This window comes from Xenorhabdus indica (genome assembly GCF_014467235.1).
GTDB lineage: Bacteria > Pseudomonadota > Gammaproteobacteria > Enterobacterales > Enterobacteriaceae > Xenorhabdus > Xenorhabdus indica.
Map to the genome: position 1 here is coordinate 200,408 of NZ_NKHP01000005.1, position 22,544 is coordinate 222,951.

Consider the following 22,544-nt stretch of genomic DNA (forward strand, 5'->3'; position numbering starts at 1 on the left):
TATGATAAAGACAATTGGTGTTAAAACGGTGGTGTTAAAACGGTAATATTAAAATTGAGCTACGATTCGTATTACTCATTAAAAAATCGTCACTCTGAACCCCGGATTCAAAAAAGATTCACGCGGTACATAACTTAGTGTTTTACCGGCCCAATCTGTTACATGTGCACCCGCAGCGATTGCAACAGCATGACCCGCGGCAGTATCCCAAATATTTGTTGGCCCGAAACGGGGATAAAGCTGTGCTTTCCCTTCAGCAACCATACAAAATTTAAGTGAAGATCCGACTGATAGCGTCTGATGCGTACCTAATTGAGTAAGATAATCTTTCAGTTCATCATCCATATGCGAACGACTAACTACAACAGTGGGCGGTATTGCAGCAACAATTTTAATGGGAAATTTCTGCCCATTCGTTTCTTTCCACGCCTGACGTTCCTGCCCTGAATAAAGAACATCATGTGCGGGCACATAAACCACCCCCATTACGGGTACACCATCCTCAATCAGTGCAATATTAACGGTGAATTCACCATTTCGGTTAATAAACTCTTTTGTTCCATCCAGCGGATCCACCAGCCAATAACGCTGCCAGTTTTTTCGTTCATCCCATGTTGGCGGATCTTCTTCTGACAGCAACGGAATATCAGGCGAAATACGCGTCAAACCCGCTTTAATGATCTTATGGGCGGCAAAATCCGCCGCGGTAACAGGTGAATCATCCGTTTTATGTTTTACTTGTAACGGTTGCTCATCATGATAAACCGCCATGATTGCTGTTCCTGCTTCCCGTGCCAATTGGCAGATCTGTTGTAACATCTTACACCTCTGCATTTTCTAAAATAAAATAGCCGGCTAGCCAGTAGCCAGCTATTTTATTGATCAGAATTACAGAATCTCAAGTAATTCGACTTCAAAGATCAATGTACTGTAAGGAGGAATAGAAGCACCGGCACCACGCTCACCATAAGCCAGATTATGCGGAATATAGAGTTCCCACTTGGAACCAACAGGCATCAGAGTCAGCGCTTCAATCCAACCTGGGATCACACCACTGACAGGGAATTCTGCTGGTGTTCCACGTTGTACAGAGCTATCAAACACAGTGCCATCAATCAGACGGCCAGTATAGTGAACACGGACACGATCATTGCGGGCAGGGATTGTGCCATTACCCTGAGTCAGAACAGAGAATTGCAAACCAGATTCTGTGCTGTTTATACCTTCACGCTGTGCGTTTTCTGCCAGGAACTTTTTGCCTTCTTCTGCCATCGCCTGCTGGCGTTCACGACGAACGCTATCAGCACGTTCATGTACTTCACGCAGAGCACGATGCAGTTCTTCCACAGGAAGTGCCGGAGCACGGTCTTCCAATGCATCACACAAACCTGCCAACAGCGCTTCTGGCTCCAATCCCTGCAAACCAGATTCCTGCAATTGTTGCCCAACCTGCAATCCAATACCGTAGCTTGCCCGCGCCTCAATAGATTCAAAAGAAGGTTTTGTCATGAAATTACCTGTTATTAAATGGATAAAGGTTCAAGCATAACAGCCCTGTCTGGATGGGTAAACGCGTGAAGGGATTTAAAAGGAAGTTTTGCTCTTGTAAAATATTTTTTGAATTATAATCAACAAAAAACGCCAGCATTGCCAGCGTTTTTTGTGTTCACATGTTCTGTCGCTAATCAGAGATTAAGCTTCTGGAACGATGTTAACGTTCAACTGTGCGAATACATCGCTGTGTACCTGAAAGTGAACTTCGTGTTCACCAACAGTACGCAGAACGCCGTTAGGCAGGCGAACTTCGCTCTTAGATACAGCAACACCAGCCGCAGTAATTGCGTCAGCGATGTCACGAGTACCGATAGAACCGAACAATTTACCTTCGTCACCCGCTTTAGAAGCGATAGTGACAGAACCCAGTGCGTTGATTTGCTCTGCACGAGCTTGCGCTGCTGCCAGAATGTCAGCCAGTTTAGCTTCCAGTTCAGCACGGCGAGCTTCGAAGAATTCGATGTTTTTCTTAGTTGCAGGAACAGCTTTGCCCTGTGGAACTAAGAAGTTACGGGCATAACCCGCTTTAACGCTAACTTGGTCACCCAGGCTACCCAGGTTTGCTACTTTATCAAGCAGAATAACTTGCATTACCTTATCCTCTCAAAGTCGTGAATGGACTGTGCCTATTACTGATGACGATCAGTGTAAGGCAACAAAGACAGGTAGCGCGCACGCTTGATAGCACGAGCGAGCTGGCGCTGATATTTTGCACGAGTGCCGGTGATGCGGCTAGGTACAATTTTACCACTTTCGGTAATGTAGTTTTTCAGCGTAGCAATGTCTTTATAATCAATCTCTTGTACGCCTTCCGCTGTGAAACGGCAGAACTTGCGACGACGGAAATAACGTGCCATTTGGCTAGTCTCCAGAATCTATCAATTCAATCTGCTCGGCATGAAGAACCAGTTTGTTAAGACCATTGCGCCCTTGGTGGGAGTTAATGAATCCTGAAACGGTTATTCGACTACCGACCGTTATACTGTGAGTATATTCCTGTAACAACTGTCCACTGGCAATAACGGGCATTCTGCACCATGATTGCCTGTTTAATCCGGCTTCCTGTTGCTGTGAACGGTGTTCAAGCACAAACTGACAATGCGGAATACCGGATGGACTAACTCTTCGTATCGGTGCTTTGCACACTGTGCCAGAAAGCACCAAACGATTGGTTGTCACGATGATTACTCTTCAGAATCCCCAGCTTCATCAACATCATCAACCAGGTCTTCTTCCAAGACCAGGTCACGGCTGCGACGTTCGTCTTTAGCCTTAACCATTGGTGATGGTTCAGTTATTGCGTGCTTAACGCGCATAACCATGCTGCGGATAACGGCATCGTTGAAGCGGAAGTTAGTTTCCAGCTCATCAATCGCTTCTTGTGGCGCTTCAACGTTCATCAGAACGTAGTGAGCCTTGTGCAGTTTGTTGATTGGATAAGCCAGTTGACGACGGCCCCAGTCTTCCAGACGGTGAATCTGACCTTGCGCGTTAGTGATAGTCGCACTGTAACGCTCGATCATGCCCGGAACCTGTTCGCTTTGATCAGGATGGACCATAAAAACGATTTCGTAATGACGCATTATCATTGCTCCTTACGGATTATTCAGCCTCCTGTCAGGGTCAGCCGTGGCCCATGGAGGCAAGGAACGTGTTGAGTACGGCTGAAAAATTGACGCGTCACTATACCCGCACAATAAAAAAAACTCAAGCAACTATTGGGCGCCTCTTTGGCGCACAATCTCAAACAGGCAGATTCCTGTTGCTACCGATACATTCAGAGAAGAGACTGAACCCACCATTGGAATGCTAATCAGTTCATCGCAATGTTCACGGGTCAATCGACGCATACCTTCACCTTCAGCCCCCATAATCAGAGCCATCGGGCCTGTCAGTTTGCTCTGATATAAAGCATGCGTGGCTTCCCCCGCAGTTCCCACAATCCAAACATTATTTTCTTGTAGTAAACGCAGAGTACGGGCAAGGTTCGTGACACGGATCAGCGGAACACTTTCTGCCGCACCACAGGCAACTTTTTTTGCGGTTGCGTTCAACTGAGCAGAACGATCACGAGGGACAATAACTGCATTAACTCCTGCCGCATCGGCAGTCCGCAGACAAGCTCCCAAATTATGCGGATCGGTGACACCATCCAGCACCAACAAGAAAGGATGTTCCCATTGAGCTAACAGATCAGGTAAGTCATTCTCCTGATATTGTCGTCCAGGCTTAACCTTAGCAATAATACCCTGGTGTACCGCGTTCTCTGTCTGCACATCCAACCATTGACGGTTAGCCAGTTGAACTGAAACACCGATATTTTCCAATTCCTGTAACAGCGGAGTTAAACGACGATCTTCGCGCCCTTTCAATACATAAACTTCCATAAAACGCTGTGGATCACGTTCCAATAAGGCTTTAACGGCATGAATACCGTAGATAATTTCACTCATGACTGGATGATACCTAAAAAAATAGAAGGCGGCAGAAACCGCCCCTGATTATCTGTAGTTGTTAGCTTTTTGGCTGTCAGCTATTTTCTCGCGTTTTTTTCGCGCGTTTTGCTTTCAATTTTGCCGTGATCTTTTTGGTTTTGTCTGAAACTTTTTTCTTCTTACCTGATTTATTGTTTGGTTTGTCTTGTTCCGTTTTTTTCTTCTTACGGAACTCACTGTCTTGACGGAAAACACGATCTGACTCGAAATTGGCTGATTTTTTATAATCTCGCCCTTTTTTGGCACTTTTACGTTCAGAAACGCCTTTTTTCTCTTTATCTCTTGCAGTCTTACCTTTATTACGAGCCTTGCGGGTGCTAGAAAGCAGAATAAAATCAATCTTGCGCTCATCCATGTGCACCGCTTCTACACGAATTTCCACTTCATCACCGAGTCGGTAAGTCTGCCCGGAAGATTCACCTATCAGACGCTGGCCGACATTATCATATCGGTAATAGTCATTATCTAATGTTGAAACATGCACCAAACCATCAATGAAAAGATCATGCAGTCTGACGAAGAAACCAAAACCAGTTACACTGGTAATCAGACCAGTGAAAATATTACCTACCTGATCTTGCATGAAATCACATTTTAGCCAATCTGCCACATCTCTTGTCGCTTCATCAGCCCGACGTTCAGTCATCGAACAGTGGTCACCCAATTGTAGCATCTGCTCCATATCATTGTGCCAGCCACCCGTTGGTGTCCAATGCTGCTCAACAGTGCCATCCTCTTGTGCCAGCAGGTATTTAATCGCACGATGCAATGCCAAATCAGGATAACGGCGGATTGGCGATGTAAAATGTGCATAAGAACGCAGAGCAAGACCAAAATGCCCACGGTTTTCCGGATCGTAAATGGCCTGTTTCATAGAGCGCAATAACATCGTCTGCAATAGTTCATGATCAGGTCGTTCAGCAACTATTTTCATCAATTGAGCATAGTCTTTTGGCTCTGGTGTCATACCTCCCAATAGACTCAGCCCCAATTCATTAAAGACTGAGCGTAAATTCAGAATACTTTCTTCTTTCGGTCGGTCATGAATACGATACAAAACAGGTTCACGCTGCTTTTCAACAAAACGGGCTGCCGCAATATTTGCCAGGATCATGCACTCTTCAATGAGTTTGTGAGCATCGTTACGTACTACCGGCTCAATCCGTTCAATACGACGTTCTGCATTGAAGATAAACTTTGCTTCTTCAGATTCAAACGAAATAGCACCACGCTCATCACGCGACTTATCCAATGCCTGATAAAGTTCATGTAAATGCTCAATATGCTTTACTAATGGTTTATAATGCTCACGCAGCTCTTGATCGCCCTGCAAGATTTTCCATACTTTGGTGTAAGTTAAACGAGCATGAGAATTCATTACAGCTTCGTAAAACTTGTATGAAGAGAGTCTCCCTTGGGCGGAAACTGTCATTTCGCATACCATACACAGGCGATCAACTTCCGGGTTAAGTGAACACAATCCATTCGACAGAACTTCCGGCAACATCGGCACAACTTGCGATGGAAAATAAACTGAGTTACCACGGCTGCGTGCTTCGGTATCCAAAGGAGTTTGTGGGCGCACATAATAACTGACGTCTGCAATCGCTACCCATAACCGCCAGCCACCGCCCCGTTTTCTTTCGCAATAAACCGCGTCATCGAAATCACGAGCATCTTCACCATCAATAGTAACCAATGGTAATTCTCGTAAATCAACTCGCCCTTGTTTAGCCAATTCGGGTACATTCTCATCCAGATCAGCGACCTGTTTTTCCACCATTGGCGGCCAATTATAGGGAATTTCATGGGTTCGAAGAGCAATATCAACCGCCATGCTTGTTCCCATCGTTTCACCGAGTACCTCAACAATTTTGCCAATCGCTTTAGTACGGCGAGTCGGGCGATTCGTCAATTCCACAACGACGACATTACCCATTCTTGCTCCACAGATCTCCTCTTTAGGGATCAAGATATCGAAGCACAAACGGCTATCATCAGGTACAACAAACCCCATACCAGCATCAATAAAATACCGCCCAACAATTTGGCTGTTCTTTGGCTCCAACACTCTTACAACTCGAACTTCAACCCGACCTTTACGATCCGGACGCAAAGGTTGTGCCAGTACAACATCGCCATGGATCGCCATTTTCATCTGCTCTGCCGACAAATAAAAATCTTCTTTGTGGCCTTCCACTCGCAGAAAACCGTAGCCATCACGATGACCAATCACTATACCCTTCAATAAGTCCAATCTTTCTGGTAACGCATAACATTGGCGGCGAGTGAAAACTAATTGTCCATCACGTTCCATTGCCCGCAAACGACGGCGCAATGCTTCCTGTGCATCTGCGCTGGTTAACTGAAGTTCCTGTGCTAGTTCCTGACGACTTACCGGAGTGGTGTGTTTAGAAAGGATATCCAAGATATATTCCCGACTTGGGATAGGAGATTCGTATTTTTCAGCCTCTCGTTCCTGAAAAGGATCTTTTGACATCGCAATTCCTCTGTTGTCATCAGTAAGCTGTTTATCCCCATATTTCATTTCTTGTTTCATTTTGTCAGCAACAATTTATAAAGGGGACGATTGTCTTCGACCATATCGGCCAAAGTATATTGATTCAATTCTGCCAAAAAATTTTCTACTGCTCGATTCAATACTGATTTTAAACGACAAGCAGGTGTAATATGGCAACTACTACAATTAACTAATCCAAGTGGTTCTAATGCACGAACCACATCACCGATTTTAATCTCGCTGGCAGCCTTACCCAGACTAATGCCGCCATTTTTCCCCCTAACAGCATTAACTAGCCCCAAGTTACTCAGTTGATTAATTATTTTTACCATATGATTACGTGAGACACCGTAAACTTCCGTTACTTCAGTAATGTTTGTCATCTGGCCTTCTGGTAAAGAAGCCATATAAATCAGGGCACGTAAGCCATAATCGGTAAAACTGGTTAACTGCACACTTACCTCTGGGTGGCTGAATATAACGGGGGGTTATTGATAACCAAACAAACAGATATTATTGGTTTATCATTAGCTGGTCACATTATGTGGGTATTTTAAAAATTAAGCAAAACGAGTGGCTCTCTTTTCCTTCTATCTCCTCAAAACACAAAATCAGATAGTAAACATAACTTTTTGTGGCGAGTGATAAAATTCGAAGCTATACGATTTTGCAAGAGAAAAAATCAAGGGCAATCATTACAAGAAGCTGATGAGCGTCTTAGCTCACCAGCAGATTATCTAAATATCAATTTATTTCACTTTATCAAACACTTCGGCTTGTCTGCCGAAAAATCAATCCAGGGATTGGTCCCAAGCAATTCTGAATGAGATACGCCAGGATCAACAATCTATTTTTTCTCGCAGCTACTGCTAAACACAAAATGGCTGCTGGAAAAGGGATCATTAACTTGAAGAAGAACAAGGCAACAGGAATAAGTAGGTAGGCATTGTGGACTTGCCAGTGACTTAAACCGGGCATAAAGCCCGGTTGTAAATACTTTAAAGATTTAAAATCATCAATTAAGCATCAAATGGATCACGCAGGATCATGGTTTCAGAACGATCTGGGCCTGTAGAAATAATATCAACAGGAACACCGGTTAGCTCTTCAACACGTTTGATATAATTCAATGCTGCTGCTGGTAACTGGCTGTGTTCTTTAACACCGAAAGTGCTTTCATCCCAACCTGGCAGAGTTTCATATACCGCTTCCAAACCTTCCCAGTTTTCTGCGGCCAAAGGAGTCGTCTCAATAACAGTACCATCAGACTTACGATAGCCAACGCAGATTTTCACTTCTTTCAGGCCATCCAGTACGTCCAGTTTAGTCATACAGAAACCAGACAGAGAATTAATTTGGATCGCGCGACGAATAGCAACAATATCCAACCAGCCAGTACGGCGGCTACGCCCTGTGGTTGCACCGAATTCTTGACCTTTCTGGCGCAGATATTCACCGGTCTCATCAAACAGTTCAGTTGGGAATGGGCCAGCGCCAACACGGGTAGAGTAAGCTTTAATGATACCCAGTACGTAATCAACGTAACGTGGTCCCAGACCTGAACCAGTTGCAACACCACCCGCGGTAGTATTGGAAGAAGTTACATAAGGATAAGTACCGTGGTCGATATCCAGCAATGTACCCTGCGCACCTTCGAACATTACCAATTCACCTTTCTGAGTTGCTTTGTAAAGCAGGTCAGAAACGTCAACTACCATGCCAGTCAGAATATCCGCAACTGCCAGAATATCATCCAGCGTTTTCTGATAATCAACAGCAGGTTCGTTGTAATAGTTAACCAATTGGAAATTATGGTAATCAATGATTTCTTTCAGCTTAACTGCGAAAGTTTCTTTATCGAACAGATCGCCCACACGCAGGCCACGACGAGCCACTTTATCTTCGTATGCAGGCCCGATACCACGGCCAGTTGTACCGATAGCCTTAGCACCGCGTGCCTTTTCGCGAGCATTATCCAATGCAACATGATAAGGCAGGATCAACGGACAAGCTTCGGAAATAAGCAAGCGCTCACGTACAGGAACCCCACGTGATTCAAGCTCCTTCATCTCTTTCATTAAAGCATCTGGTGCTAAAACGACCCCATTTGCGATAATGCTAATGACATTTTCACGTAAGATCCCAGATGGGATTAAGTGGAGAACGGTTTTTTCACCGTTGATGACTAGTGTATGGCCTGCATTATGGCCGCCCTGATAACGAACCACATATTTAGCCCGTTCAGTCAGCAAGTCGACGATTTTACCCTTGCCCTCGTCACCCCATTGGGTGCCCAATACGACAACGTTCTTACCCATTTCAAAAGTTCACTCGGTTGCTTAAAAATGGATTCTAACATCTCATTTAGCACCTTTCAGTATTTTTTCTCACTTCTGTTATTTCGTTTCGTCATATTAATGGGCTGCTAAGTAAATATTGGTGATGATGGCAAACAAAAAACTAGCATGAAAAAGCCACTGTAAGTTTTCTTACAGTGGCTCAGATGAGATTTCTTTTTTCAATTCAGGCGAATATAAAACAATTCACCTATCAGAACTCATTAGTGATCAACACGGTTAACATGATCACGCTGTTTAGTCGGCTCTTTCATATAACGGAAGAAATCAGTATCCGGACTGAGAACCATGATATTCCCCTCATTCTTGAAACTTTTCTCATAAGCACGCAAGCTACGGATAAAAGCGTAGAAATCAGGATCTTTATTGAAAGCATCAGCAAACAGTTTAGTGGCTTCTGCATCGCCTTCACCACGTAAAACCAGTGCCTGACTATATGCCGCTGCTTTAATCTCAGTAGCAGATTTGTCAGCCGCTGCACGGACCTTCTCAGCTTCTTCCATACCCTGCGAACGATGGCGACGAGCTACCGCTTCACGTTCTGCACGCATACGCTGGTAGATTGCACCAGAAACTTCATCAGGCAAGTTGATTTGCTTGATACGGACATCCACAACTTCAATTCCTAACGCAGCCATACTGTTCGGGTTGAAAGCGGGTTGTTCACCTTTAGTTTCTTTCTTCACACGGGCAGCAGCAGAGACGATTGCACTGTCTGCGGAAGAATCATCGTCACTTGTACCCAGGTTCAGAGCATTACGCACATCCGTCGTCAAACGACCACGGGAGTCTGTCACAATACCACGAACATCCAGACGACCAATTTCAGAACGCAGGCGGTCACTGAATTTACGTTTTAACAGCACTTCAGCTTGAGAAATCGAACCATTCCCCGTTGCCAGATAATAGCTACTGAAATCTTTAATCCGCCATTTCAGATAAGAGTCAACAATCAGGTCCTTATTTTCACTTGTCAGAAAGCGATCAGCCTTGATATCCATCGTCTGGATACGAGCATCAAGTGTTTTGACAGTTTCAATAAATGGAATTTTAAAATGCAGGCCGGGCTGATAAACCATTGGCTTATTTTCAGCATCACGCACCACTTTACCAAAGCGCAGCATAATACCACGCTGACCTTCATATACGATAAATATCGATGAATACAGCACAACCAATACGGCGGCAATAGCAAAGACGAACGACTTACGCATGATTATGGTCTCCCTTGTCTTGTCGTATCACCACGCAGGTTGTTTGAATCATCATAGCCAGAACTGCCATAACCAGAGTTGCTATAACTAGATGGCCCGTGTGTTGGTGTAGAATGTGTCGAGCTGCGTTGCTCCGATGTTACCTTTACTTCTGATGGCTTAACCTTTGCGGCTTCAGTTTGACTACGCAGAACCTGATCCAGTGGCAATACCAGCATGTTGTTGCTCTTTTCATTTGCAATCACTTTACGGGTATTACTTAGAATACGCTCCATTGTCTCAATATAAAGGCGCTCACGGGTAATTTCCGGTGCAGCTTTATATTCTGGCAGGATTTTAGCGAAACTTGCCACTTCACCCTGTGCATTCAATACGACACTGACTTTATAGGCTTTAGCTTCTTCGATAATACGTTGAGCGTCACCCTTGGCAATCGGTAAGACAGAGTTTTTATAGGCTTCTGCTTCACGAATCGTTTTCTGCTCTTCTTCGCGGGCTGCGATAACGTCATCAAACGCCGCTTTCACCTCTTCAGGTGGACGCGCAGTCTGGAAGTTAACATCCAACAAAGTGATCCCCATATTGTACGGACGAATGGTTTCTTCCAGTACCTTTTGGGTATCGTTACGCACAATAGTACGATCCGCAGTCAGGATTTTTTCCATTGTGTATTTGCCGACAACCCCGCGCACAGCACTGTCGGTCGCTTGACGCAGACTGTTATCAGGATTAGTGACATTGAAAAGATAAGCGGCAGGGTCAGTAACACGATACTGAACGTTCATTTCAGCACGTACTACGTTTTCATCCGATGTCAACATGACACCCGATGTTGCCAATTCACGAACAGATTCAACGTTAACAGCACGAACCCTGTCGATAAATGTCATCTTCCAGTTCAAGCCGGGCTGCACGATATGGCTAAATTTACCCAATCGGGTAACAACGCCACGTTCTGTTTCTTTAATGGTATAGAAACCACTTACAACCCAAACAGCAACTGCAGCAGCAACAGCGAGACCAATAAGACGCCCACCAAATTTAAAGTTCTGTCCAGAACCATTTCCACCTTTGTTTCCACCGAGACCACCGAGTTTTTCACTCAGTTTACGGAACAGATCGTCGAGATCAGTTGCCCCACGGTTTCGACCACCTTTATTGTTGCCGCCGGAGTTGCCGCCATTATTATTGCTGCTTCCCCACGGGTCGCGGTCCTGTCCGTTATTACCGGGCTGATTCCACGCCATGTTTTAGCTCCACTTTTAATTTTTCACTGGTTTTTCAGAGGTGACTGCTCTCCACCCTGACGGGTGAGGCTTCCCACTTCACAGGCCATTGCCTGTCCCTGACAGGTCTGACAGCGGCCTCCATGGGCAGAAACGATAACTTTCATCGTTTCGTAAGCAACCAATATTTTTGGGTGATACTTTTGACAGTGCTGATTTCGTCACTGCAATTCTGGCACAGTCATTTCATCACCACCATTCCATCACCGCTACTCCATGACTTTAAGCACCTTGAAATGGCAGACAAAATGATACCTTGTTTGTCGTCCTGCGCCAATCAATCAGACAACATAGTCTGGTAAATTTGGCTCATGTTTGCACAGACGACGCCAATCAACCATTGGCATCCTGACTTCAAGCCCCAACTGGCCATCTTCTTCCATCCACTCACGTTCAATCGCCTGAAGCTGGTAAAAACGACTACGTAAACGCCCTGCTTCTGGTGGAAGATGCAATTCATAATGCGCAATTTCCCCTGAAAGACGCTCAGTCAGCGCCTGTAATAACAGAGGGATACCTTCTCCAGTCTGAGCAGAAAGCCAGACTCTCACCGGACGATTTTCCTCATCACGGTCAATACGGGGAACAAAATCAGCCAACATATCGATTTTGTTCATCACCAGTAGGGAAGGGATCTCATGCGCCTCAATCTCTTCCAGGACACTATCAACAGCAAGGATATTTTCATCCAAACGATTATCTGACGCATCAACAACATGAAGCAGCAATCTTGCCTGCCGGGTTTCTTGCAAAGTAGCCTTAAACGCTGCAACCAAATCATGAGGCAAATGACGAATGAAACCAACGGTATCAGCCAAGACAACCGGACCGACATCATTCACATTGATCCGACGCAATGTAGGGTCGAGAGTAGCAAAAAGCTGATCAGCAGCATATACCTCAGCTGAGGTTATTCTATTGAATAAACTTGATTTCCCTGCGTTGGTATAACCGACGAGGGAAACAGTAGGAATATCCGCTTTATTACGTGCCTGACGCCCCTGTTCGCGTTGCTTTTCTACTTTATTGAGACGCCCCAGAATCTGCTTGATCTTGTCACGCAGCATACGGCGGTCTGATTCCAGCTGAGTTTCTCCCGGACCACGTAAACCAATCCCCCCTTTCTGGCGTTCAAGGTGAGTCCAACCCCGAACTAAACGGGTGGATAAATGACGCAATTGTGCAAGTTCTACCTGTAACTTACCTTCATGCGTTCTTGCCCGCTGGGCAAAAATATCCAGAATCACACCCGTGCGATCAACAACACGGCATTGACACAGGCGTTCAAGATTACGTTCCTGAGCAGGACTGAGTGTATGATTAAACAACACCACATCTGCGCCACTGTTTTTGACTGCTTCAGCAATTTCTTCTGCTTTGCCTTCCCCGACAAAATATTTCGGATGCGGAGCCTTACGGCTACCTGTCACTATCTGCACAGGAGAAACACCTGCGGAAGTCACCAATGATTCGAATTCACCGAGATTTTCCGTATCTTTTTCCTGTGAGAAAAAAACATGCACCAGAACAGCTAGTTCTCCGCCTTCATAACGATCAAACAACGGTGCAACCCCTCAGGCTGAGTAAAATCCATAGGAAAAACATAGGTAAAGTCTCCCTACCTATGTTTTTATTTACATCAGGCACTATCACTGATTTATTCAGCGATATCATTTTCCTGCTGTGCCGCCGAGCTAGTATTAGCCTGATAATTTCCTACACTGGCTCCCACATTTGCATTGCTACCATGGTGAGACACTGGGCGAGAAGGCACAACAGTAGAGATGGCGTGTTTATAAACCATCTGACTGACTGTGTTTTTCAGCAAAATGACAAATTGGTCAAAAGATTCAATTTGACCCTGCAATTTGATGCCGTTGACTAAATAAATAGAAACCGGGACCCTTTCACGTCGTAATGCGTTCAGGAATGGATCTTGCAAAGATTGCCCCTTAGCCATTCTATATTTTCCTTATTTTGTTGTTTTTAACTAAGAACCCATTGGTTCGAAAAATTAACTACTCAAAAATGACACTTTGTACTGATCAATTGTACACAATCAATAAATTTATGTACTAATAACCTGCATGACTGTATTTAGTGCTTGTTCAGGTTGATCACTGTCCAACCAAGTCACATTGTCCCAACTCCTGAGCCATGTGATCTGACGCTTCGCTAGCTGGCGAGTCGCACAGATACCACGATAAACCATCTCATCATGAGAGATTTCGCCTGCGAGATAAGACCACATCTGACGATAACCAACACAACGAATGGAAGGTAAATCTGTATGCAAATCGTTACGAGCATAAAGCGCTTTAACTTCATCTTCAAACCCTGATTTGATCATTTGTTCAAAACGGGCAGCAATGCGCTGATGCAGAACTTCACGGCTTGCAGGCGCAATCGCAAACTGATGAACACGATAAGGCAATACTTCTCCAGACGTTTCAGTCAATGTAGTTAGAGTTTTACCCGAAATCCGAAAAACTTCCAGTGCACGAGTAAGACGTTGTGGATCATTTGGGTGAATTCTTGCGGCAGCGACCGGATCAATCTCCTGCAACTGCCGATGCAATGCGTCCCACCCCTCTTCCGCTGCTTGCTGCTCAATCTGTGCCCGCACGTTAGGATTTGCAGAAGGCAATGGCGATAATCCTTCTAGTAATGCTTTGAAATATAGCATGGTTCCGCCAACCAAGAGTGGAATTCTCCCGGCGGCCGTAATTTCTGCCATGTGTTTCACCGCATCACGACGAAAATCAGCAGCAGAATAAACTTCGGCAGGATCCAAAACATCAATCAAACGATGAGGTGCCTGTACCTGTTCTTCTGTGGAAGGTTTCGCTGTACCAATATCCATGCCACGATAAATCAATGCAGAATCAACGCTAATCAGTTCAACCGGAAGATGATGACGTAAAGCGATTGATAATGCCGTTTTTCCTGAGGCAGTTGGCCCCATGATAAAAATGGCTGTAGGCAATTGTTGAGTTTTTAAATCACTCATGATTAAAAAGTGCCACCACTGCTTGTAAGTCAATAAATTGTAATAATCCCTCAGGCGGAGATTCCACCAACTGAGGGCAAAGACGTTCGACATCAGCTAAAAGCTGAACAGCCTGCGCAACATTCCACGTTTCGTGTTCGCTCCCCAAATGACGGGAAAGCCAGATCGCCACCTGTTCTACAGAGGCCGATGGCTGCTCTATCAGATAACCCAACAAGGTCGGAAAAAGTTTTGGCAGGTTCTGTTGGCGCAGAGGCAACGATACCGCATGAATGGTTACTTTTCCATGCGCGACAGTAGATTCAATACCAAAAGTCTTTAATAGTTCACTATTCTGCTTTAAGACGCGCATTTCTGCCGGATCGAGAGACAGTTTCAATGGGATAAGCAGTGGTTGTGATTTTAGCCCTTGTTCTCCCGGAGTTAACTGTGCCTGCCTCAGCCAACGCTCCGCAACAGGTAAAGACAACAATCCAATGCCTGACACCGACTCAAACAAAGCATAGTGAGAATCATAGATACTTAATACCTTGCCGAAACTATAACTACTACTTTTCCCCTGTACGGCAGTTAAATGAGTTGGTGTTAATGTTGTTTTTTCCGTGTCAGGCGTTGGGTTTCCAGAACCCCGTTTCTCAGGCGTTGCCTTTTCAGGAAATAATGGTTGTTTTTCCTCCGACGCAAACTGCATCAGTTTCTGATACAACTCCCCCTGTTTTTTCTGATAATTTTCCCCATGATAAGGCTGCCGGTTAGAGCCATGTTCTGAACACTGGCCTGAAGATGAATTTTTGAGTGGTTCTTGCCTTTGCTTATCATGCTGCCCGGACGAAGATGAAGATAGAGAACGGGAAGATGATGGTGTATTTGAAGGCGACTCTGCCGATAATGTCTTTGGTTGTCGGTGAAAATGGTTTTCTCCCGCAGAAGGCCGATTTTCCGGTATCCAATTAGCGGTATTCTCCTGACAATCAAGTCCTGGTTCAGTGCCATTGCTCCGCTGTTTCAATACTGCTGCTACGCCCTGATAAATAAAATCGTGCACCAAACGCGCCTGATGAAAACGTACTTCATGTTTAGCCGGATGCACATTGACATCGACCTGATGCGGGTCGATCTCCAAGTACAGAACATAAGCAGGTTGCTGCTCTCCTTGTAGCAGATCTTGGTAAGCCTGACGAATAGCGTGATTAATCAGCCGATCCCGCATCATACGTCCATTAACATAGCAATACTGAGTATCACCAGCCACAGCGGTATTCATAGGATCAACCACCCAACCTTTGATAGATAAAGAATCGTGCTGCCATGATAGTGCAAGAGCCTGCTGCACAAATGCCGCGCCACAAATTGTTGCCAATCGACGTTCATGCTGAGATGCTTCTTTGGCCGGGCGATACTGACGAACCAATTTTCCATTGTGATTCAAATTGATCGCCACATCCAGCCGGGCAAGTGCGATTCTACGCATGACTTCATCAATATGACTGAACTCCGTTTTTTCCGTTCTCAGAAATTTTCGACGGGCAGGCGTGTTATAAAACAGGTCTAAAACCTCAACCGTCGTTCCAACAGGGTGAGAAGCTGGTTTTACCGTTACTTCCATATCACGGCCTTCAGCATAAGACTGCCATGCTTCGGCCTGATTTTCAGGACGAGATGTTAGCGTCAGCCGTGAAACGGAACTGATACTGGCTAGCGCCTCCCCTCGGAATCCCATACTGACAATGGCTTCCAGATCATCAAGAGATGCTATTTTACTGGTAGCATGCCGAGCCAATGCCAACGTGAGGTCTTGCCTGCTAATACCACAGCCGTTATCACGAATACGGATCAATTTTATGCCACCGCGCTCAATATCAATGTCAATGCGGGTAGCGCCAGCATCAAGGCTATTTTCCACTAACTCCTTCACCACCGATGCAGGGCGTTCAACCACTTCACCAGCAGCAATCTGATTTGCCAATTGTGGGGGTAATATCCTGATAGCCATCATTCGACCTTATTCACTGTTTCTTACGTGTTAATTCTTACATGTTAATTCTACGTATAGTTTCTTGCTCACGGTTTAAAATTACTTTGGTGCTGTTTGCAACGGATTAGTCTGAAAATAGTGACGTAACCCCAGATGGATGGCTTGCGCCAATTTTTCTTGATACTGATCAGAACTCAGCAACCCTTCTTCTGACGAGTTACTGATAAAACCCGTTTCTACCAAGATGGAAGGAATATCCGGTGAACGCAGAACCCCCAAACTGGCATGCTCTGGTGTGCGTTTATGCAAAGAACCAACCTGAGTTAACTGATGCAAAACCTGAACAGCAACGTCATAACCTACCCGTTGTGAATGCCCGAATTGCAGATCCAGCACAGCCTGACTCAAAAAAGGATCAGTACCATTGGCAAGAGCATCTCCCGCACCACCTAACAATTCAGATTGTTTCTCATGCTGCTCCAGCCAATTCCCCAATTCACTGTTCGCACGACGATTGGACAATACCCAAACAGAAGCTCCTTTGGCACTACGATTGGGTGCAGCATCCGCATGAATGGAAACCAGCATATTGGCTTTGTGTTTACGGGCGACCTCCGATCGTCCTGCTACCGAAATAAAATAATCACCATTCCGTGTCAGGACAGGTTTGAACATGGGATCATTGCGCAGGAGTACTTCCAGTTTACGCGCTACACTGATGGTAACATTCTTTTCCCGCAATCCTCGCTGCCCGATTGCCCCCGGATCTTGCCCTCCATGCCCGGCATCAATGGCAATAACAATTGGATATTTTCCTTTAGTTGCCTTAGTTAGCTGTTTTTTCACTACTTGTTCACCATGAGCAAATTGTTCACCATGAGCAGACGCAGTTTTAGCAGCTTGTTTTGTCAGCATTGTACCAGAAGTTGGCTTATTTGTTAGTAATTGCTTACCTTCATTTGATACTGGATTTTTCCTGAATGCAGGTTTTTCTTTCAATGTTGATGAAGGACTCGCAGTACCCTCTACTTTCAGAGTAAAGATAATCTGGTACTGATGGCCTGATTGCTTCACAACGGAAGTTGCTGTTGCCTTCTGTGCCAACTCCAGCACAATTCGCTTATGAAGTAAATCAGGTGGCTGACTGGTTCGGACTACTTTTACTAAATTTTGTTTTGCCTGACCCTGGCCTGATAAATGCATTGGCAACCCTGTGAAATTAGCAGATTGAAGAATATCCACCACCAGTCTTTCAGGGCTATGCAGAGGGAAAAAACGATACTCAGGATGCCCGCCTGTGAACCCCAACGTCACAGTCGCTTCAGATGGACTATTGCTCACATGCACATTTGACAGCGTAGACGCCATTGCTGTTGTCATAACCAGTTGGCTTAATATCACAAACAACATACACACCATCAGCCAATGGGGTTGCCATTTTTGTATCGTCTTCACGGAGAAGAAGGCATTCATCATGGTCAGGGATTCCTTCATAAGGATTTCAGATTATCCAGTAAATTTTCACCATATTCAGATAACGCCACAAAACGCGCTTGTCGACCTTCCTTGTTATAGGTCAAATGCAACTCAATATCAGCTTCAGGCAAAAAACCTGCCCCCTGCTGCGGCCATTCCACTAAACAAATGGCATCCTGATGAAAATAATCCCGAATCCCCATAAATTCCAATTCTTCTGGATCAGCCAGACGGTACAAATCAAAATGATAAACAGAACGTGGTTGCAAGGTATAAGGTTCCACCAACGTATAAGTAGGGCTTTTTACATGTCCCTGATGACCGAGAGCTTGCAGGAAACCACGACTGAATGTCGTTTTTCCTGCACCAAGATCACCATATAAATAAATAACATAACCGCGTTCGCAAGCTGCCGCCACTGCATTGCCCAGTGCAACCGTAGCATTTTCATTTGGAAGTGATAAAACGAGTTCTTTCATCGAAAATTATCTATTGTATTTATTAAATTGAAGGATATTGAAATATACACATCCTCTTTCAAGTCGAGACCTGAAATCCATAAGGTATATAAAAAGGCATATCAGCCAAATAATATTAGTTTAATCAATAACCATAACATAACTTAGCTATTATCATTTAGCATCTTCTGTGCTGACACCAAGCCGGATACCACATTTTTTATCTTCAATCTATCCTGTGTTACTCTACGCTCCTTTTATAGCAGTAAATTAATATGTAATGGCAACCCCTCTCGATCTGAGTCTTCTGGCAACAAACATCAAGCAATGGGGGCTTTCCCTCGGTTTCCAGCAAGTTGGCATCTGTGACACTGATTTATCCACAGAAGAGCCGAGATTACAGGAATGGCTCGATAAGCAATACCACGGTGAAATGGACTGGATGGCACGTCACGGTATGATGCGAGCACGCACCCATGAATTACTGCCCGGCACTTTGCGGGTTATTAGTGTACGCATGAATTACCTGCCCACCAAAGCGGCTTTTGCCAGTACATTGAATGACCCTGAACTGGGCTATGTTAGCCGTTATTCACTGGGTAGAGATTACCATAAGCTGCTACGCCAACGGCTTAAAAAGCTAGGTGAACAAATACAGGACTATTGCAGCTTCCATGAATACCAAGGGACTCTGAATTTTCGTCCCTTCGTCGATTCAGCTCCCATTATGGAACGCCCATTGGCAGCAAAAGCCGGACTTGGTTGGGTTGGCAAACACTCACTTATATTAAACAGGGAATCGGGTTCTTGGTTCTTTCTGGGAGAATTACTGATTAACCTTCCCTTACCTATCGATACTCCTCAAGAAGAACAATGCGGGCGTTGTGTCGCCTGTATGACTACCTGCCCGACAGGAGCAATTGTAGAACCTTATACGATTGATGCACGCCGCTGTATTTCGTACCTGACGATTGAACTCGACGGATCTATCCCAGAAGAATTTCGTCCATTGATGGGAAACCGGATTTATGGTTGTGACGATTGCCAACTTATTTGTCCCTGGAATCGTTTCTCACAATTAACGGATGAAGATGATTTCAGCCCTCGTGCCGTACTGCATACGCCTAAGTTACTCGATTTATTCAGTTGGAGCGAAGAAAAGTTCCTGCGCATAACGGAAGGCTCGGCCATACGACGTATCGGTTATCTACGTTGGCTGCGCAATATTTCAGTTGCGTTAGGTAACGCACCTTATCGGGATGAAATTGTACTAATTCTAGAAAAAAGAATCGGCTTGAGTGATGTATTAGATGAACATATTCACTGGGCCATTGCTCAACAGATATCTCGTCGGAGCGCTAATGCAATTGAAGTCCAAACGTCGCAACAGAAACGATTAATACGGGCAATTACTAAAGGGTTACCCAGAGATGCTTAATATACAATCAGCTTAATTTCTTATTAAAAAAACCGTCTGTTTCCTTGTGAATAAAATAAAAACGCTTTGTTGATCAAGGCGCAAAGAAAGGATAAATATTAATTCAATATTTTTGAATAATAGCTAATTATTCTAATTTATCAATTAGTTAATTAATGGATATTATTTTAAATAATGGGTTACAAAGCTTAAATGTCATCGTATTGCCTGTGGATAACTCTGTGTAACAATCAAAGCAATGCCGGACAACTCAATAGGGTAGTTACGTTAAATACTGTGGATAAAAAATAGAGATTGCACTTCGTTGGAAAAGTATTAGGTATTGGCAATAAAAACGGAATCCACTTCCCCATTCTAGACACTACTGGAGAAATTTTCCTCTGCCTACCCAAAAATGAGGCGGCATTATGGACTTGTTGAGGCAGGATGGCAAGCGCTTTATCAATAAATTATTTTTGGCCAAATTCTGACAAGTTATACTGATACGGAATAAGAAGTGCCAACACTCAATGCTGGCACTTTTTTCTACCGAATATTTCATTATCAACTATTACCATTCATTATTATTATCCGGTAAATTTAACGTAACAATAGGATGAACAAACATAGCAACAGGATAAAAATGACTTTAAAGCGTTTTTATCCTTTCAACCAGTTCCCTTGATGACTCCCAGTCGTATTGACTGTAAAGACGCCCCAACGTTTGATAAGGAGCTCCGGCATAAAACAGTTCATACTGATGGTGTCTTGAAGCACACTCTGAACCTACCGCATCCCACACCAACTTCATCAACCTGACCCTTTCGACAGGTGAAGCAATGGATGAATACTGTGTTTTTTCAATAACACTTAAAATTTCATCATCCTCTAAATCAGCCGCACTTGATGGCAACATCAAAACGCCTCCCCCCGCCAGTTTTCTGATTGTCTCCAATACATTTGGATACATTGACTGCGAGATCACCCGATACGTATAAAGCATGGTCTTATCAGGCAAATAAAATCCATTATGAACTTTTGGGCAATGAAGCACACTCTTAAACAACCCTTCAATATTCATGGCATAGCAGGCGAGCTGTGCGAGTGATTCCTTCACAGCAGGATACTCGCAGACACCATTGGTTTCAGCCATCGCCTGCGCTAATCCCGCTAAAAAGTGCAGTTTTACTGCATAACGGGCCAGGCTTTGGATATCCATCAAAATTTCCGTAGCCGTTGACTCCATCTGCTTAGTGCACATATCGATATCTTCAAAGATAAATACTCTTTCCCAAGGCACCAGAACATCATCGAAATAGAGCATTGAATCATTTTCATCAAACCGGGATGACAAGGGATAATCTGTGGGATTAGCACCAAACTCATAGGAGCGTCTGGATATAATTTTTATGCCTTTCGTATTGAGTGGCATAGCAAAAGAGAGCGCATAGCGTTCATCAACAACTTTTTTCAGCGGCTTAGTAGTACCGACCAATACTTCATCAGCCAATACAGCGCCCGTAGCAAGCATTTTAGCACCTCGGACAATAATGCCCTCGGCATTCTTTTCCACTACACCAAGAGCATGATAGATATTCTTATCATGTCCACCAGGTGTCTTTGAACGATCACCTTGCGGATTAATCAGGGCATAAGCCAGATAAAGATCATTCTTACTCGCATAGGCAAAATATTTTCGCAAAGCATCAGCGCGTTCTTGAGAGTAAGATTCGAATAACTCAATATGTGTCAGCATTCCGGCTAACGCCGATGACGTGTAATCGGGGCTTCTGCCAAGCCAGCCCACCGTCTGCTTAGCCCATTCATATGCTGCATAACCGCGCGCAATTAGCTGTTCAGGGGTAGAAGGCAACTGCCAGTATAAACTCAACTGCTCGCCAGCTTCTGTTGTGAAAGTCATCTTATCCGCATACTGAATTTTATAATCATACAAATTCGCTACAGATCTAATCGCATTCCTGAATGCCGGGTGATCTACATGATCTGTGATCTTTTCGCCATTGATAAAAATAGTGCGTCCATCACGTAAATCCTCCATATATTGCTTTCCGGTTCTTACCATCTTTTCTATGCTCCTATCGATAACGACGATTTTTAAAGGTCAAGAAAAGAAATCTTTTTATTCAGCACTGGAGATCCAATATACAAGGATAATTGTCCTCAATTGGGAATAATATGACTACGATACATCTCATCAAAATATCGCAGAAAACAACAGCCTATTAGCCGTACCGACACTGGTCGTGATTACCCTTTCCAGCACAAAAAAAGAATATACTTTTCAAGGCAATGAGATATATTCATGTGGATTAACCAGAAAAGCGATATCAAATTACGATGTCATCATAATAATGAATAACAAGCGAATTAGCTTAATTAGTGGGTATTATAGTTTTATGACACTGTTTTATCTATTATATGAATTTACCCTCCATTATATTTATTATTCAAGAATATAAAACATTACTCTAACTCTTCACGAATTTCTTATTGTGAGATAACTCATTACTTTTCATTTGTCTTTACTGTATATTTATATCGTTTAGCTATAAGCTAATACACAAATGACATATTGGATAATCAAGGTCACGTATTCAATCCGTTGATTTGTGTTAAACATAGTATTCACGTTCAATGAAAGTCCCGATGACTTTATCATGCATTTTCGGTGACTTAGAATAACTCAACGTTTTACGATTGAGTCGCTTAAGTCGGTTGCGCAACGTCAAATTCTCCCGCTCAATACGTTGAGTGAAGGTT

Annotated in this window: 22 protein-coding genes; 1 reads left to right on the forward strand and 21 read right to left on the reverse strand. The window is 44.1% G+C overall.

Annotated elements, in window-relative coordinates; genetic code table 11:
• Positions 1-78: 78 nt before the first annotated feature.
• From cysQ to tsaE, 19 genes are all read right to left on the reverse strand, one after another.
• Entirely contained in the window at positions 79-819 is a 741-nt protein-coding gene (gene cysQ / locus Xind_RS06285; RefSeq protein ID WP_047684353.1) for a 3'(2'),5'-bisphosphate nucleotidase CysQ, read from the reverse strand.
• A gap of 69 nt (positions 820-888) precedes the next feature.
• On the reverse strand, positions 889-1,509 hold the full coding sequence (locus Xind_RS06290; protein WP_047684351.1) for a BamJ family beta-barrel-assembly machinery protein: 621 nt from the start codon (positions 1,507-1,509) through the stop codon (positions 889-891).
• A 183-nt stretch (positions 1,510-1,692) separates the two neighbouring features.
• Positions 1,693-2,145: a 50S ribosomal protein L9 gene (gene rplI / locus Xind_RS06295; protein WP_047684348.1), complete on the reverse strand. Its 453-nt coding sequence runs from the start codon at positions 2,143-2,145 to the stop codon at positions 1,693-1,695.
• 38 nt (positions 2,146-2,183) lie between these two features.
• On the reverse strand, positions 2,184-2,411 hold the full coding sequence (gene rpsR / locus Xind_RS06300) for a 30S ribosomal protein S18 (protein ID WP_000135199.1): 228 nt from the start codon (positions 2,409-2,411) through the stop codon (positions 2,184-2,186).
• A gap of 4 nt (positions 2,412-2,415) precedes the next feature.
• Entirely contained in the window at positions 2,416-2,733 is a 318-nt protein-coding gene (gene priB, locus Xind_RS06305; RefSeq protein WP_072032548.1) for a primosomal replication protein N, read from the reverse strand.
• A 5-nt stretch (positions 2,734-2,738) separates the two neighbouring features.
• Complete coding sequence (rpsF, locus tag Xind_RS06310; protein WP_038261402.1) at positions 2,739-3,137, reverse strand: 30S ribosomal protein S6; 399 nt, start codon at positions 3,135-3,137, stop codon at positions 2,739-2,741.
• A gap of 132 nt (positions 3,138-3,269) precedes the next feature.
• Entirely contained in the window at positions 3,270-4,007 is a 738-nt protein-coding gene (gene rlmB, locus Xind_RS06315; RefSeq protein ID WP_047684341.1) for a 23S rRNA (guanosine(2251)-2'-O)-methyltransferase RlmB, read from the reverse strand.
• A 76-nt stretch (positions 4,008-4,083) separates the two neighbouring features.
• Positions 4,084-6,549, reverse strand: coding sequence for a ribonuclease R (gene rnr / locus Xind_RS06320; RefSeq protein ID WP_047684545.1), 2,466 nt, complete (start codon positions 6,547-6,549; stop codon positions 4,084-4,086).
• A 56-nt stretch (positions 6,550-6,605) separates the two neighbouring features.
• The gene (gene nsrR / locus Xind_RS06325; protein WP_047684338.1) at positions 6,606-7,025 is read right to left on the reverse strand and encodes a nitric oxide-sensing transcriptional repressor NsrR; all 420 of its coding nucleotides are present in this window, start codon (positions 7,023-7,025) and stop codon (positions 6,606-6,608) included.
• 564 nt (positions 7,026-7,589) lie between these two features.
• Entirely contained in the window at positions 7,590-8,888 is a 1,299-nt protein-coding gene (locus tag Xind_RS06330; RefSeq protein WP_047684335.1) for an adenylosuccinate synthase, read from the reverse strand.
• Between the two features lie 242 nt (positions 8,889-9,130).
• Entirely contained in the window at positions 9,131-10,141 is a 1,011-nt protein-coding gene (gene hflC, locus Xind_RS06335; protein ID WP_047684333.1) for a protease modulator HflC, read from the reverse strand.
• A gap of 2 nt (positions 10,142-10,143) precedes the next feature.
• Positions 10,144-11,388: an FtsH protease activity modulator HflK gene (gene hflK / locus Xind_RS06340; protein WP_047684330.1), complete on the reverse strand. Its 1,245-nt coding sequence runs from the start codon at positions 11,386-11,388 to the stop codon at positions 10,144-10,146.
• 23 nt (positions 11,389-11,411) lie between these two features.
• Positions 11,412-11,534 carry a hypothetical protein gene (locus Xind_RS22230; RefSeq protein WP_255347682.1) on the reverse strand — a complete coding sequence of 41 codons (123 nt, stop codon included), beginning with the start codon at positions 11,532-11,534 and terminating at the stop codon, positions 11,412-11,414.
• A 174-nt stretch (positions 11,535-11,708) separates the two neighbouring features.
• On the reverse strand, positions 11,709-12,989 hold the full coding sequence (hflX, locus tag Xind_RS06345; protein ID WP_047684327.1) for a ribosome rescue GTPase HflX: 1,281 nt from the start codon (positions 12,987-12,989) through the stop codon (positions 11,709-11,711).
• 95 nt (positions 12,990-13,084) lie between these two features.
• Positions 13,085-13,387: an RNA chaperone Hfq gene (hfq, locus tag Xind_RS06350; RefSeq protein ID WP_047684324.1), complete on the reverse strand. Its 303-nt coding sequence runs from the start codon at positions 13,385-13,387 to the stop codon at positions 13,085-13,087.
• Positions 13,388-13,495: 108 nt separating this feature from the next.
• Positions 13,496-14,437 carry a tRNA (adenosine(37)-N6)-dimethylallyltransferase MiaA gene (miaA, locus tag Xind_RS06355; protein WP_187649678.1) on the reverse strand — a complete coding sequence of 314 codons (942 nt, stop codon included), beginning with the start codon at positions 14,435-14,437 and terminating at the stop codon, positions 13,496-13,498.
• Entirely contained in the window at positions 14,430-16,430 is a 2,001-nt protein-coding gene (gene mutL, locus Xind_RS06360; RefSeq protein ID WP_187649685.1) for a DNA mismatch repair endonuclease MutL, read from the reverse strand. Before mutL ends, miaA begins: the two co-directional genes overlap by 8 nt.
• Before the next feature lie 81 nt (positions 16,431-16,511).
• Positions 16,512-17,906, reverse strand: a complete 1,395-nt coding sequence (gene amiB / locus Xind_RS06365; protein WP_246432466.1) for an N-acetylmuramoyl-L-alanine amidase AmiB — start codon at positions 17,904-17,906, stop codon at positions 16,512-16,514.
• A complete protein-coding gene (gene tsaE, locus Xind_RS06370) occupies positions 17,903-18,367 on the reverse strand; it encodes a tRNA (adenosine(37)-N6)-threonylcarbamoyltransferase complex ATPase subunit type 1 TsaE (RefSeq protein WP_187649679.1) in 465 nt (154 codons plus the stop codon). The genes amiB and tsaE overlap by 4 nt, the downstream gene beginning before the upstream one ends.
• A gap of 259 nt (positions 18,368-18,626) precedes the next feature.
• Between tsaE and queG the strand changes: the two genes are divergently transcribed.
• Complete coding sequence (queG, locus tag Xind_RS06375) at positions 18,627-19,784, forward strand: tRNA epoxyqueuosine(34) reductase QueG (protein ID WP_047684310.1); 1,158 nt, start codon at positions 18,627-18,629, stop codon at positions 19,782-19,784.
• Between the two features lie 628 nt (positions 19,785-20,412).
• Here queG and Xind_RS06380 read toward each other — a convergent pair.
• Both Xind_RS06380 and Xind_RS06385 read right to left on the reverse strand, forming a co-directional pair.
• Entirely contained in the window at positions 20,413-21,846 is a 1,434-nt protein-coding gene (locus Xind_RS06380) for a 4-hydroxyphenylacetate 3-hydroxylase family protein (RefSeq protein ID WP_047684306.1), read from the reverse strand.
• A gap of 550 nt (positions 21,847-22,396) precedes the next feature.
• The coding region (locus Xind_RS06385) for an IS1 family transposase (protein ID WP_222941746.1) at positions 22,397-22,544 on the reverse strand (148 nt) is incomplete at its 5' end.